The sequence below is a fragment of the Paenibacillus sp. 7523-1 genome (assembly GCF_002276415.1).
GTDB classification, from domain to species: Bacteria; Bacillota; Bacilli; order Paenibacillales; family Paenibacillaceae; genus Paenibacillus; species Paenibacillus illinoisensis_A.
Map to the genome: position 1 here is coordinate 67,183 of NZ_NPBR01000009.1, position 14,229 is coordinate 81,411.

Sequence of the window (14,229 nt, forward strand, 5' to 3'; positions counted from 1 at the left end):
TCTGTCTTCTTTTATTTTACACGCTGACTGTTCAGGTCAATCTCTTCCACTTTTTCAGTGCTTTTGAACTGAACGTCATGAATGTGCACATTAACTTCGTTCACATTCAATCCAGTCATATTCTCAATGGAGCGTTTAACATTTTGTTGGATTTCAGTAGCTACTTGGGGAAGACGATAACCATACTCGATGATAACCGACACATCCACTGCAGCCTCGCGTTGGCCCACTTCCACTTTAACGCCCTTGGAGAGGTTTTTGCGACCAAGCAATTCAGCAAATCCGCCAGCGAAACCACCGCTCATGCCCGCTACTCCTTTAACTTCTACCGTAGCCAGCCCAGCAATTACTTCAATGACTTCAGGTGCGATCTGGATTTCACCGATATCCGTTCGTTCAAATTCTGTCGGTAGTGTACTCATAACTGTTCAACACACCTTTCGCGTAATAAGTTTGCGGCCATCCGTCAGGGCGCTGTCCTACAGGCTTGATGGCTATGAACACCCTGCCGGTCCGGGCTATTCCGGAACCCCTGCAAGCAAACTTCACCACGATAAGTGTGGGCTTATCCCTTGCAGGAGACATGCGCTCTTATTATTACATACTATATCATTTGGGCTAGATTATGACAAACAAGCCCAATATGCTTGTTAAATCTCGTTTTCCTCGAGGAATTTAATATCAAAATCGCCCCGAATGAACGTTGGATGTTCCAGCAATTTCTGATGGAAAGGAATCGTCGTTGAGATGCCTTCAATGGCAAACTCAGCAAGCGCACGTTTCATCTTGGCAATCGCCTCTTCCCTATTCGCACCCCACACAATCAATTTAGCGATCATGGAGTCATAAAACGGAGAAATCGTGTAGCCCGGATAAGCTGCGCTATCCACGCGGACACCTGGACCACCTGGTGCAAGATAAAAACCGATTTTACCTGGTGAAGGCATAAAATTGCGATCCGGATCTTCAGCATTGATACGGCATTCAATTGACCATCCGTTGATGACAACGTCTTCCTGACGGAATGAGAGCGGGTTGCCTTCAGCAACCGAGATCATTTCACGAATCAGATCCACACCTGTCACCATTTCGGTAACGGGATGTTCCACTTGAATACGCGTATTCATTTCCATGAAATAGAATTCTCCGTTAGGGCTGAGCAAAAACTCAAGTGTTCCTGCACCGGAGTAATCCACAGCCAGTGCTGCACGAACCGCAGCCTCGCCCATCCGTGTACGTACTTCCTCATTCAGCACTGGACAAGGTGCTTCTTCCACCAGCTTCTGACGACGGCGTTGAACAGAACAATCACGCTCGCCAAGGTGTACTGCGTTTCCATGCTTGTCGGCAATGATCTGAATCTCGACGTGTTTCATACCTGTCAGGAATTTCTCCAGGTACACCCCGCCGTTGCCAAAAGCCTTTTGCGCTTCCTGCTGAGCAGCTGTAATCTGTTTGATCAGGGCTTCTTCATCTTCTGCGATACGAATACCCTTACCTCCGCCACCTGCAGTAGCTTTGATAATAACAGGGTAGCCGATATCCCGGCCAAGCATGATCGCTTCTTCCATGCTTTCGACAAGACCATCGGATCCCGGAATAACAGGAACGCCCGCGTCTTTCATCGTTTGCTTGGCGACAGCTTTGTCACCCATCTTGGTTATCGCTTCAGGGGAAGGACCGATAAAGGTGATGTTGCAGGAATCACAAATTTCCGCAAAATCGGCGTTCTCCGCAAGGAATCCATAACCAGGGTGTATTGCGTCACATTCCGTCAATGTCGCCACACTCATCAGGTTGGTGAAATTGAGATAGCTGTCTTTGGACAACGTAGGCCCAATACAATAGGCTTCGTCTGCAAGACGTACATGCAGAGAATCCTTGTCCGCTTCCGAATAAACCGCAACTGTCGAAATACCGAGCTCACGACAGGCACGAATAATGCGTACCGCGATCTCTCCACGGTTCGCAATCAGTATTTTTTGAAATTTCATTTCGTTATTGTCCTCCTTCGAAGCTCAAGCGGTTGCCGCTCTCCGGCGATTTACCGTTATTCCGGTTTAACCAGGAACAGGGGCTGTCCATACTCGACCAGCTGTCCGTTCTCAACCAGCACTTCAACGATTTCTCCCTTGATGTCGGCATCAAGCTCGTTCATCAGCTTCATCGCTTCAATGATACATACCGTTGTTTTATCAACAACCTTATCACCAACGCTTACAAAAGGACCCGCTTCCGGTGAAGAAGCTCTGTAAAAAGTACCCACCATCGGGGATACAATTTTATGTAAATGGCTTGTAGTATCCACTTGCGGAGCAGCTTCTGTTACGACTGCAGCAGGTTGTTGTGCCTGCGGAGCAGCAATGACTTGCGGTTGAACCGCTGCTGCCTGAACGTATTCGGTTTTACCCGGTTTGCGGATCGACAGACGTGATCCTTCATTTTCAATTTCCAACTCCTGAACGGAACTTTCATCCACCAGTTTGATCAGTTCTTTGATCTCACTCAATTTAAACATTTCCATTATTCACTCCTTCGGCATCATGCCAGTCTCACTAGGACGGTCATATGGCTTTATGTATTATATCATAATCGTTAAAAATGGAAAGAGCCCGAGACTTTAACAAGCTCCCGGGCACTTCTCCATGGATCAGATTACTGTTCCGTCACGTATTGCACGCTGATTCTGTTTTGCGTAACCGCGAGCTCTTTCATGACCAAGTCCACGATAGAAACGGCTTGCTTAACGTCCAGTTTTTCACTAAGCACGACTACTTTATACTTGTCCGCATCTTCTTGTACGATCGCATTGGCGAACTGTTGGGACAGCGTTTCTTCAATGCCGTTAATTTTGGCTTCTTTTTCCTCCAATGCACGGAGTTCTTCCGTCGCTTTCGCGTTTTCCTCTGGGGTTTTGCTCAGATCGCCGGCAATGGTCATAAGTTCCTCATACTTGCGATTGTTGCTCTCTTCACGCTGCCATTGATAATTTTGAAACTGACTGCTTGCAGATGCCGCCGTATTTTGTTCTTCCATCTCTTTCAGTACTTCTTCATCCGTTTTGGTTGCACTTCCCTCTGTCTGACTGCTGGCATCAGGTGTAGCGGTCGTTCCTTTATCTGCTTCTTCATTCGATTCAGCCTTGTTCTCACCTGACTCTGTTGCTGGAGTTTGCTCTGTTTCAGCAGCCTGCTGTCCTTCTGCAGCCGCAGGATTCTCCGTTTCCTCGGAAGCTGGCTGGCCTGCAGGATCAGAACCGGTTACTTCACCTTCGTTCACAACTTCATTGACAACCAAACCTTCTGTAGGATCAAGAATGCCGGCGGTCTCTTTGACTTCCCCCTGATTGATACCATCCACTTGCTGGCTCTCCGCCACTGGGGCATTAACTGGACCAGAGTCCTCTGTGAACAGATAATATGCGGACAAAATGACCATCAGACTCAGCATAGAAACGAGCCATACCGTTTGGCGTTTGTTATTCATTAGAACTTCCTCCTCAAATTAGCTTGATTCGTATAATAACTGGGCCATTCCACTTGGATTGCACTTGACTAGTCCTGTTTACGAGGCACAACCGATATTCGGTATGCAGCGACATTCAGTCCTTTTTCCACGGCATCGGTTATCAAATCCTTCACGACCTTGTTTTCGGCACCTTTGGCAACGACGAGCACCCCCCTGATCTGTGGTTTGAGCTTTTTCGTAACAATCGGTGTCTGATCCCCTGAAATTTCATAAGTAATGATCTCGCCATCGCGGGTATATTGGGTCATGTGCCTTTTGCCTCCGTTTGCATCCGTCTCCTCAGTCAGCTGCTGCGAATCTTTTACGTTTCGTTGCACGACCAACTCCTCGGTTGAATCGACAGTGACCATGACATCCACCGTTCCTACACCAACGATGTTTTCAAGTACACCCTTGATCTTGTCTTCAAATGCGAATTCTATGGCCTGAAACGGATTTTGATCTGCCGGATCAGTTGGTAAAGACGCCATCGATGCAACCGGATCCGGGGGTTCTCGTCCGATGTTCTCGGAATCAATCTTTTTCACATTGACGAAGGAGTTAAACAGCATAATGCCTACTCCGATCAGGCCCAGAATGATGAGCCAGCGGAACGTCTGGCTTCGTCTGGCTCCGCCTTCCCCACCACCGAGCAGGCCTTCAATCTTTTTAAGCCATTGCTTCATCGGATACCCTCCTTTTTTTACAACGCCTGAGCGCTTTTCTGTTCCTTCACCTGTACGTTGGTGGCATCAATATCCCACTTTTCGGTGAGTAGTGTAATAATTTGGACAGCTCGCTCGGAGCGGGACGTCCCCTGTTCTTCTTGATCATTGCCTCCAGATGCTCCATTCACAGGTTCAGATACGGTCCCATTCGTTTCATCCTGGCCCAGAGAACCTTCATTGGCTGCGTATTGGTTAGCATTCTCTTTTCCCACCTCAATCTGTACTTCAGGCACCTCTACCTGTCCAATCTCGATTGGCTTCGGAGATGAAGCTGCTTCAGAAGAATCCCCAGCTTGTTCAGATCCAAACACCGGACTGGAGTTTACCCCTGTACCTTGCTGTTCAGCATCATTTCGCTTCCCACTCCCAGGAGGGGACATTTGCACGACGACACTTTTAATCACGGGCAGATCCCCTGCGGAAGAAGCTTCTGTATCGGCCTGGCGTTTGGGCATGACCAACTGGACTTCAACGGATTGAACCCGTTCTCCCGTCGTTTCCTCGATCTGCCCTTTCATCACACTCGCGAGTTCCCGTGCCGTCCACTGCAAGGATTGTTCCTGCTCATTCGATTGCAGCTGCCTGCCTTGAGCCAAGATCTGTTCCAGTGTGACATTCCCTTCCGATGGAGATTCCATGGCTGTCATGGCCCGCTTCAGTTCACCAACCGGATCACTCCGCAGTAGCTTGGTAATGGGAGACAGGAGCGTTAGGAGGATAAGGAGGCTCAGCACAAGCTTGACGTAACGCTCCATGGAGCGGTTGGGTAACAGCATATCCACGAATGTTGCCAGCAGTACGATCATGATCAATTCCCGGAGCCAAGTGCTCAGCCACCCCATCCTTCCAGCTCCTTTCCCGGGATCACCTGCTCATCTCATCATGATTGTCAGGTTGCCCGCAGTAAGCAGTATCGTAATTGCCAGAAAAAACATCAATCCCACGGCCGCCAGAGCTGCGAAGACATAAATCATCGATTTTCCGATGGCTTGCAGGCAACCAACGATCGGCGTATCACCTAACGGCTGCATGATAGCTCCCGTTATGTTGTAGATAAGGGCAAGTGTCAATATTTTCAGCGCAGGAAACGCACATAAAAACAGGATGATGATGACACCCGTTAGGCCAATGGCGTTTTTGACCAGCATGGATGCCGTGATAACCGTGTCTGTTGCATCTGCAAATGTTCTTCCCACAATGGGGACAAAATTGCCTGCGATATACTTGGCGGCTTTGAGGCTTACGCCATCTGCAACGGAGCTTGAAGCCCCTTGTACTGAGATAACCCCGAGAAACATCGTCAGTAGAATGCCGAGTAATGCAACGCTAATGTTGCGAAGCAGATCTGCCAGTTGAGTCAGCTTATATTTGTCTGATATTGAACTGACAAGGTGCAGTACAGCCGAGAAAAATAATAGCGGAAATACAACGATGTGGATCAGCGTGCTGACCAGATGTATCATGAAAATGATCAGCGGATGCGTAACAGAAACAGTAATGATGTTTCCCATGGAAGCTAGTAGCGTGAACAGTAAGGGCACCATAGCCATCATGAAGTTGACCATACCTTCAATGGCTTCCTTGGCATATCCAATGGCTACGCTAAAGCTGTTAATCGCAATGACGATGATGACCATGTAACAGATGGAGTAAGCGATTTTACTTATGTTGTTTTTCTCGAATGCGGTCTGCAGTGTTTCCAAAATCATGCTCAGCACACTCAGCATCACAATGGTGACGAGCAGTTTGCCGTTATATAAAATCTCATGCAGCATGAAAGTGCCAATGGCCACAAACACTGATTTCAGACTGAATCCCTCATTGCCCGGGATAAGCATATCCATGAAAGAAGGAGTCTTCCCATCCGGAAAAAAGCCACCATATTGCTGCATGAGCTGATCCCAATATTTCTCCACTTGATCCTTGGGAAGCTGATCGGCCTGCTGCTGCATCCATTCATCCGAGGGTGAGCTTGAGCCTGCTGCGACCTGTCCCATTATGGCAAACAGAAAACACAGCACCAGCACGATTGTAAGGCGCCATCGCTGCTTGTCTTGCATCATGTTCATTTGCTGTATGCACGCCTCCTTCTAGACCGGCATCAGCTTCATGACGGTTTCAATAATAATGCTGATGATCGGAATAGCGAGTACGAGGATCAATACCTTACCGGCAAGCTCAATCTTGGAAGCGATGCTCTCCTGCCCAGCATCTCTTACAATCTGAGCACCGAATTCGGCAATGTATGCTATACCAATAATTTTCAACACCGTTTTCAGATAGATATTTTCCATGCCTGAATTTTCGGCCAGCCGCTTGAGCACCTCAATGACAGCGCCAATTTTGCCGATGAGCAGCATGAAAATCACAATGCCTGTCGCAGCCGCAATCAGAAAGGCAAACATCGGCTTCTGTTCCTTAACGATGAGAATAAGAACTGTTGCAATCAGGGCTAGACCCACGACTTGGATAATTTCCACAGGTCACCACCATCCCGGCTTCATGACCGTTTTCATTGAAACAGAAAGATCGATTTGATCTCTTGCAGCAGGCTGTCCAGCATGCGAACAACCATAAACAATACAACGACAAATCCGATCACGGTCACCCAGTGCGCCATATCTTCCTTTCCCATTTGTTTCAGCACCGTATGAATCATCGCAATGATGATTCCAATGCCCGCAATTTGGAAAATTGCGTTCACTTCTAGATTCATGACCTTGGCACCTCACTATCGCGGCAATTTCAAAAGATCAGAATGACGATTAACGCTCCGACAAGCATCCCGAGACTGCGGCTCATCCGTTCGTATTTCATTTGATCGGCTTGAGCACGGGATTCCTCATGCATAAGTTGTTGAATGGCTAGCGAAATGTGTTTGGTCTGATCCTGACGGTCGCTGGTGCCAAGGCTGTAGCTTAATTGCAGCATGACTTCCCTCTCATCTGCTTTCATCGCTGATTTTCCCCATGCTTGTTCGATTCCGGACTGTAAACTCTCTCGTGCCGTGTGACCCAGCGGAGGCTCCATTTGCTTGGCTGCATGAAGAAACAGGGTTTTGACAGGCTCTCTGGTTTGAACTCCCATTTTCCCCATCGCATCGGGAAGTGGGGTCAGTCCGTAGTTGATCTCCGTCATCAACCGCTGCAGGGCAGCAATCAATTCTCGCAGCTGTCTAGGTCTGAGCGCATACTGTTTGGCACGGTAGAAACCCGCGAGTGTGCTGGCAAGCAGAATCATTACGGCACCCAGCATGTTAACCAAAGGCCTCACCTCCTGCCTCGGTCTGCTGAAGACCTCGCATTTTGCCATCGGCCACCTTGAAGCTCATGCCTCGGCTCGTCCGCTGCAGCTGAACATAACGCTGAAACATCTGTGCTCCGATTAAGGTGCGCAATGCAGGCCTGGAAGACAGCTCGGACAGATCCCGGCCGTGGGCAGTTGCAATAACCGAAACACCGGAATGCAGTGCCTCCATCACAGCTTCTGCATCTTCTTGCCGGCCGATCTCGTCCACAATTAGCACGTCTGGCGACATGGAACGAAGCATCATCATCATGCCTTCCGCCTTGGGACAACCATCCATAACATCGGTTCGGGGACCGATGTCAAACCCGGGTACACCTTTATAACTTCCGGCGATCTCGGACCGTTCATCCACAATGCCAACCTTAAGACGTGGCCGTAGCCCCTGAATCAGCTCACTGACACCTGTTAGCTTGGTTCCACTACTGATTTGTCTGGCCAAATCTCGCAGCAACGTCGTTTTCCCTTGCTGAGGCGGTGAGAGTATCAACGTGTGGAATACCTGTCCGCTCTTCAGATCCAACAGGTAGGGCAGGATTCGATCAGCTACCCCATGTACTTCACGAGCTACCCTGACGTTGAAACCATTAATATCACGCAAGTATTCCACTCGGCCGCCGCTGAGCACCGTTCTGCCGGCCAATCCAATTCGGTGGCCTCCCGGAATGGTGATGAATCCTTTGCGCAGTTCTTCTTCCAGCGTATAGAGCGAATGATTACTGATCAGATCCAGAAGCCGGTGTGTTACCTCTTTTTGAGGAATATAAGCTTCTTCAGGCTTCGCTGTCGTGCTGCCTTGTGCGGTAAGGAAGTGATAGGCGTTCCCAGCATTGATCTCGAGCGGCCTTCCTTCGCGGATACGTACTTCCTCCACTTGTTCCAATATAGCGGGCGGCATCCTTCCCAGAATGGTTCGAATCGGTTCCGGAAAGAGATCCTTCCAGTTCACCTTCATGAATAGGCCCCTCCAACCCTAAAATCGTATTTACCGCGTATCGGGTGCTTGTTCCTATCTCAAGTCTATGCCTGTACATTCAATTTATGACGCTGAAATCTAGCATTTCTTTCAGAACAAGCCTGAGAGTCAAATATCATAGATCCAGGCTTCTTCTAGGCACCCGTCTATATCATCATGCATATAGTGCTTGCAGACAGGTGAAATCCATTCCGGAGGGAAGACAGTACTATCTATCCCCAAATGAAGAGAGGAGTTGTGGGGAGTGCAAGTCGACGTGGTAGGCAATGTGAATGAAGTTCGAAGAATCGATATCGCAGGGCGAAGTGCCGTTGTCATCGACGTGCTGCGTACAACAAGTACAATCATTACAGCCTTGGCCTATGATGCTGCGGGTGTCATCCCGGTGGAAACCGTTCCTCAAGCCAAACAGATGACCGTTAAAGATTCGATTCGCGGAGGGGAGCGTTTCAACAAAAAAATCGCTGGATTCGAGGTGGGTAATTCCCCCTATGAATATATGACGCAGGAGATCGCGGGTAAAACCGTGATCTTGACCACTACTGACGGGACACGTGCGTTGATCAAAGCTTCCAGGGCAAGACATGTGCTGGCGGGTTCATTTCTGAACGTGCAGGCTGTTGCAGCTGCTCTCTGCCTGCTTCGTAGAGACGTTCTGTTGTTATGTGCAGGAGATCAGGATGAATTCGCACTGGAAGATGGATTGTGTGCTGGATGCATTATTGAGGAGCTGTACCGTCAGTCCCATTACCCAATCAGAGTGAACGATCTTGGCAGGGTACTGTATCAGGCTGTTGCCCAGTGCGAGGACAATTTACCGGATCTTGTCCGTGTATCTACTGGTGCGAGGCGGCTTGACAAACTGGGCAGAATGCATGATGTCACCTACTGCTCCCAATTAAACGTGCTCGACTGTGTACCAGAGATGAGAGAAGATCATCGTATGGAATTGTTTCGGGGCTTGGAGGGAGAAAGGATTTCCAAATTGCTGTAAAGCATAAAAAAGGTGTTCTGTCGCCTGGATAGCGATACAGAACACCTTTTGTTTATTTATACATAGGAATCAAATTATCTGCGAACTTGTGGACCGCCAACGACTGCCTGCTCTGCCGTGTCGAGATCATACGCTGTGTGCAGTGCTTTGATCACATCATGAAGTTTGTCACCATCGATGACGCAAGATACCTTAATTTCGGATGTGCTGACCATTTTGATGTTCACACCTTGAGAAGAAATCACTTGGAACATTTTAGCTGCAACTCCTGGATGGCTGACCATGCCAGCACCCACGATAGATACTTTAACCAAATTATCTTCCGATGTGACTTCACGGTATGGCAAACGGCTGTGAAGGCCCTCTAGGACACGCAGCGCGTTCTCGCGATCAGACAGTGCCACCGAGAATGAGAAGTCTGCTTTACCGTCCATCACACCGCTTTGTACGATAATATCGACATCAATCTGTTCAGATGCAAGTGCACCAAACACCTCGGCAAGAACTCCCGGTACGTCCGGAACTCCCAAAATACTGATACGAGCCACATTTTTGTCATAGGCAATTCCGCTTACCACGACGCCTTGTTCCATTGCTGCTTCCTCCTTCACAACCGTTCCTTCATTATGGTTAAAGCTGGATCTTACAATCAAAGGCACACCGGAGTGCTTCGCGTATTCAACCGCACGCGGGTGCAGCACTGCAGCCCCCAGATTTGCAAGTTCCAACATTTCGTCATACGAAATTTCCTTAAGCTTGCGTGCGACTTTGACAATCCGGGGATCTGTCGAATAGATTCCGTCTACATCGGTATAGATCTCACACGCATCCGCCTTGATGGCTGCTGCCAGCGCTACTGCCGTTGTATCCGATCCACCGCGACCAAGTGTTGTAATTTCTCCATCTTCGGTCATGCCCTGGAATCCTGCAACGATTACAATATTGCCGTCAGCAAGCGCTTCATTCACACGTTCCGGATGGATATTATTAATTCTTGCTTTTCCATGTACCGGTTCAGTACGGAAGCCTGCTTGCCATCCGGTAAACGAAATTGCCTTACGTCCCAGTGCCTGAATAGCCATGGATAATAGTGAAATCGAGATCTGCTCTCCTGTGGTCAGCAGCATATCCATTTCCCGCGCAGGCAATTCACTGTTCAGCAGCTTCGCCTGATCAATCAGATCATCTGTCGTGTCTCCCATAGCCGAAACCACAACCACACACTGATGTCCTTCATCAGCTTTCTCTACAACACGTCCGGCTACACGCTTCATGCGTTCCGTATCTCCGACCGAGCTGCCCCCAAACTTCATGACGTACAATGACAACGCAAATCCACTCCCTACCTTGTGCAGTATGCATAATTATGTCCATCGCCATTATTCTCTCCGAAAAATGACTTTAACCCAGTATATTACGAAAGTGACTGATAGGCTAATCTTTTTTCGAAAAAACCCTCTGCCAAATCATTGGCAAAGGGTCGAAATCATTGTGTATTTTGCTTACACCCCATGAAAGTTACGCGCGGGAAGAGTATTTACCTTCACGAGTATCAATCAGCAGTACATCGCCTTCGTTGATGAACAATGGCACTTGTACGTTCAGGCCAGTTTCCACTTTAGCGTTTTTGGTAGCACCTTGAGCAGTGTTACCTTTTACGCTTGGCTCAGTCTCGATAACTTTCAACTCTACGCTTGTCGGCAGGTCAATACCGAGGATCTCACCTTGGTAGCTAACGATTTTTACGTTCATGTTTTCTTTCAGGAAGTTCAATTCCCATTCCAGTTGGTCACTTGTCAGTGTGAACTGATCGTATGTTTCGTTATCCATGAACGTGTGCTCTGTACCACTTGCATACAGGTAAGATACACCACGGTTTTCAATGATGGCACGGCCAATCGTTTCACCCGCACGGAATGTTTTTTCAACTGTGTTACCGTTACGCAGGTTTTTCAATTTGGAACGTACGAAGGCAGCACCTTTACCTGGTTTTACATGTTGAAAATCCAACACTGTGTAGATGTCATTGTCTACTTGTACCGTCAAACCTGTTTTAAAATCGTTTACTGAAATCACGAAAAATCCCTCCTGATATGGTTGAAAAGTAGGCGATATATGGCGATGAGTTATTTATAGGTGGGTTCATTGCTGAATTGCTAACCATGTGCTACGTGGCCGTTACGAGTTCGGATCGTTCCTCTGATCGCTGTTGTCTCCTCATTTTCTTAATTAGACTTTACTAAGGTTGAAAATGAGGAGACAAACGCGAACGCTTCGCTTCTTCAGAATCGATTCCGCCCCTTCACTACTTTTGCAATAATCCAGAACAATCAGCAATAATCTGTACCTACAAAATAAAAAACGTCTTATATCGCTAGTGGCTAGAATGTTAGCCGATAACGGTGAACTTCTTGTCCGACTTCGTTAAGATATGAATGCCTGTTTCCGTGATAACCACGTCATCCTCAATACGTACGCCGCCAAGTCCATCAATGTAGATTCCCGGTTCAACGGTTACCACCATGCCCGGTTTCAACACATCGTCACTTAGTTTGGACAAGCGCGGAGCTTCGTGGACTTCCATACCCAGGCCGTGGCCTGTGCTGTGTCCGAATTGATCTCCATATCCGTATCCTGCAATGATATCACGTGCCAGCGCATCTGCTTCCCGTCCGGTCATGCCCGGTTTCAGGTTTTCAAGCGTATGTAACTGGGCTTCCAGTACAATATCATAAATTTTACGCAGCTCTGGTACAGGTGTACCCGTTGCAATCGTGCGTGTCAGATCTGAACAGTATCCGTCAAGCAATGCACCGAAGTCAAATGTAATTAGCTCATTTTGTCCGATGACCTTGCTGCTCGCTACGCCATGTGGCATTGCGGAACGTTCACCCGAGGCTACAATGGTGTCGAAGGAAGAGGATGTCGCTCCATGCTTGCGCATGAAAAACTCCATTTCCAAATCCACTTCACGCTCAGTCATGCCCGGTTTGGCAAACTGCAAAACGTGGCTAAACGTAGCATCGGCGAGATCAGCAGCTTTTTGCATTACAGCGATTTCATTCTCATCCTTGAAGATGCGAAGTTGTTCCACGATGCCGGATACAGCTTTCAATTCAATAGATTGAAGTGCTTCAGCATAAGCGGAGTGCGTGCCAAATGTGACCGTATCCTGCTCGAAGCCAACCTCTTTGATGTTTGCTGATGCCAGCAGTTCCCGCACCGATTCCATCGGTTTTGGTCCATGCTCCACAACGGTAAATCCTTTTGCTTGCTGTGGTGCCTGTGTCATATAACGAAAATCAGTCAGCAGATAGGCTTCCTGTTCCGTAATCAGCACATATCCTGCTGACCCTGTAAAGCCCGTCATGTAACGACGGTTGATCGGGTTCGTAATCAGCATTGCGGTGAGTTCGCGCTCACGCATGGCCTCACGCAACTTATTTACTCGTTTGTTTTCCATCGGTAACCCTTCTTTCTCTCACATTCCCGGGTCCCCGGCTCAGGTTTGTTTGTCCAGATGACGCACGAGAGCCAGCAGCCCCAGTTCATAGCTTACTTCGCCAAATCCGGCAATCTGCCCGATTGTTTCTGCAGCAATCACTGAATGATGTCTGAAAGCTTCGCGTGCATGAATGTTGGATAGATGTACTTCCACGGTAGGCACTTTTACTGCATTAATCGCATCACGTATAGCATAGCTGTAATGGGTGAACGCTCCGGCATTAAGCATGATTCCGTCTGCATCGTCCATCGCTGCATGAATACGATCAATGATGTCTCCTTCGTGGTTGGATTGATAAAAAGCGATGGAGACGCCAAGCTCCTCAGCCTGTCTGCGAATCTTGTCCTCAATATCCTTCAGACTAAGCGTTCCATAGATGCCAGGTTCACGTATACCGAGCATGTTCAGGTTCGGGCCATTGATCACAACAATCCGTTTCATAGCTGCTCCATCCTTTCTGCAAATAACCATCTGCTATTTTAACACAGCCATTGCCGGATTGAGAAGCTTTTTTGCGGCTATGCTCCCGCTTTCTCGGGCTCGCGTTTCCGTTCATCCGTGTACTCCATGGCTACGGTATAGCCGATAAACAGCCCCCATAGCAAAAAGAAGCAAAATTCAGTGATAATGGAATCCCAAGTTAGACGGTTTATCGGCTTCACCATGTCCAGTTTGGGCCCAACCAGTACAAAGATGATAAGCCACCAAACGATCCCGTAAGCAATACCGGGCAAGGGGCCCTTCCATTTTCTCAGTGTATATGTGTATATCAGTGCAGCCACAATGGAAAACAAAATAAAAAACAACCAGCCTGTCAGATGCCCTGCAGCGGTATAGATGTACTCATGTTTGAAAAAGGGTTCTGCCAAAAAGCCTAACGGGACGATACTGAAGTGAAGCAGGTAGTTTAGCCAATGTATGCCTCCCCATATAAAACCTGCAAAGAAACCAAGCTCCACAGCAAAGGGGAACGGCTTGGTATAATAATGCTGCCCCTGGCGCTGTTTCGAGCGTGTGCCCTTGTTCGCATGACTTTTCACATCCCCATGCTTCGAATCCACATGAGATGCGTGTCTATCCGTATATTCTGCCATCTATATTCTCCTTTGCCTCGGTCTTCTGTGCGCGCTAAAACCAGATTTCAATCATTCTCTACCGGGTAGTATGTTCAGAACAGGACAAACTTAACAACAACATCTCAAGGTTTGTCCCT

General features: G+C 48.2%; 17 protein-coding genes. 1 reads left to right on the top strand and 16 read right to left on the bottom strand.

What is annotated here, in order from left to right:
• Window positions 1–11: 11 nt before the first annotated feature.
• From CHH60_RS11270 to spoIIIAA, 11 genes are all read right to left on the bottom strand, one after another.
• On the bottom strand, window positions 12–422 hold the full coding sequence (locus CHH60_RS11270; protein ID WP_024630996.1) for an Asp23/Gls24 family envelope stress response protein: 411 nt from the start codon (window positions 420–422) through the stop codon (window positions 12–14).
• Window positions 423–650: 228 nt separating this feature from the next.
• Window positions 651–1,994: an acetyl-CoA carboxylase biotin carboxylase subunit gene (gene accC, locus CHH60_RS11275; RefSeq protein ID WP_095359280.1), complete on the bottom strand. Its 1,344-nt coding sequence runs from the start codon at window positions 1,992–1,994 to the stop codon at window positions 651–653.
• Between the two features lie 56 nt (window positions 1,995–2,050).
• Window positions 2,051–2,518 carry an acetyl-CoA carboxylase biotin carboxyl carrier protein gene (gene accB / locus CHH60_RS11280; protein WP_095359390.1) on the bottom strand — a complete coding sequence of 156 codons (468 nt, stop codon included), beginning with the start codon at window positions 2,516–2,518 and terminating at the stop codon, window positions 2,051–2,053.
• A 137-nt stretch (window positions 2,519–2,655) separates the two neighbouring features.
• Entirely contained in the window at window positions 2,656–3,486 is an 831-nt protein-coding gene (locus CHH60_RS11285; protein WP_095359281.1) for a SpoIIIAH-like family protein, read from the bottom strand.
• A 68-nt stretch (window positions 3,487–3,554) separates the two neighbouring features.
• Window positions 3,555–4,193: a stage III sporulation protein AG gene (spoIIIAG, locus tag CHH60_RS11290; RefSeq protein WP_095290425.1), complete on the bottom strand. Its 639-nt coding sequence runs from the start codon at window positions 4,191–4,193 to the stop codon at window positions 3,555–3,557.
• 17 nt (window positions 4,194–4,210) lie between these two features.
• Window positions 4,211–5,077, bottom strand: coding sequence for a stage III sporulation protein AF (spoIIIAF, locus tag CHH60_RS11295; RefSeq protein WP_095359282.1), 867 nt, complete (start codon window positions 5,075–5,077; stop codon window positions 4,211–4,213).
• Window positions 5,078–5,107: 30 nt separating this feature from the next.
• Window positions 5,108–6,304 carry a stage III sporulation protein AE gene (gene spoIIIAE, locus CHH60_RS11300; RefSeq protein ID WP_176476033.1) on the bottom strand — a complete coding sequence of 399 codons (1,197 nt, stop codon included), beginning with the start codon at window positions 6,302–6,304 and terminating at the stop codon, window positions 5,108–5,110.
• 21 nt (window positions 6,305–6,325) lie between these two features.
• On the bottom strand, window positions 6,326–6,715 hold the full coding sequence (gene spoIIIAD / locus CHH60_RS11305) for a stage III sporulation protein AD (RefSeq protein WP_095359283.1): 390 nt from the start codon (window positions 6,713–6,715) through the stop codon (window positions 6,326–6,328).
• 32 nt (window positions 6,716–6,747) lie between these two features.
• Complete coding sequence (spoIIIAC, locus tag CHH60_RS11310) at window positions 6,748–6,951, bottom strand: stage III sporulation protein AC (RefSeq protein ID WP_017687585.1); 204 nt, start codon at window positions 6,949–6,951, stop codon at window positions 6,748–6,750.
• A 29-nt stretch (window positions 6,952–6,980) separates the two neighbouring features.
• Window positions 6,981–7,499: a stage III sporulation protein SpoIIIAB gene (spoIIIAB, locus tag CHH60_RS11315; RefSeq protein WP_095359284.1), complete on the bottom strand. Its 519-nt coding sequence runs from the start codon at window positions 7,497–7,499 to the stop codon at window positions 6,981–6,983.
• A complete protein-coding gene (spoIIIAA, locus tag CHH60_RS11320; protein WP_095359285.1) occupies window positions 7,492–8,496 on the bottom strand; it encodes a stage III sporulation protein AA in 1,005 nt (334 codons plus the stop codon). Before spoIIIAA ends, spoIIIAB begins: the two co-directional genes overlap by 8 nt.
• A 265-nt stretch (window positions 8,497–8,761) precedes the next feature.
• Between spoIIIAA and CHH60_RS11325 the strand changes: the two genes are divergently transcribed.
• On the top strand, window positions 8,762–9,511 hold the full coding sequence (locus tag CHH60_RS11325; protein WP_095359286.1) for a 2-phosphosulfolactate phosphatase: 750 nt from the start codon (window positions 8,762–8,764) through the stop codon (window positions 9,509–9,511).
• Window positions 9,512–9,585: 74 nt separating this feature from the next.
• Here CHH60_RS11325 and CHH60_RS11330 read toward each other — a convergent pair whose 3' ends face one another.
• The 5 genes from CHH60_RS11330 to CHH60_RS11350 form a co-directional block, all read right to left on the bottom strand.
• Window positions 9,586–10,839 (bottom strand): aspartate kinase, encoded by a 1,254-nt coding sequence (locus CHH60_RS11330; RefSeq protein ID WP_095359287.1) that lies wholly within the window; start codon window positions 10,837–10,839, stop codon window positions 9,586–9,588.
• 190 nt (window positions 10,840–11,029) lie between these two features.
• Window positions 11,030–11,587 carry an elongation factor P gene (efp, locus tag CHH60_RS11335; RefSeq protein WP_024631007.1) on the bottom strand — a complete coding sequence of 186 codons (558 nt, stop codon included), beginning with the start codon at window positions 11,585–11,587 and terminating at the stop codon, window positions 11,030–11,032.
• 313 nt (window positions 11,588–11,900) lie between these two features.
• Window positions 11,901–12,974 (bottom strand): M24 family metallopeptidase, encoded by a 1,074-nt coding sequence (locus CHH60_RS11340; RefSeq protein ID WP_095359288.1) that lies wholly within the window; start codon window positions 12,972–12,974, stop codon window positions 11,901–11,903.
• 39 nt (window positions 12,975–13,013) lie between these two features.
• Window positions 13,014–13,457: a type II 3-dehydroquinate dehydratase gene (gene aroQ / locus CHH60_RS11345; RefSeq protein WP_095290410.1), complete on the bottom strand. Its 444-nt coding sequence runs from the start codon at window positions 13,455–13,457 to the stop codon at window positions 13,014–13,016.
• Between the two features lie 77 nt (window positions 13,458–13,534).
• A complete protein-coding gene (locus tag CHH60_RS11350) occupies window positions 13,535–14,110 on the bottom strand; it encodes a YqhR family membrane protein (protein WP_095359289.1) in 576 nt (191 codons plus the stop codon).
• Window positions 14,111–14,229: the final 119 nt, after the last annotated feature.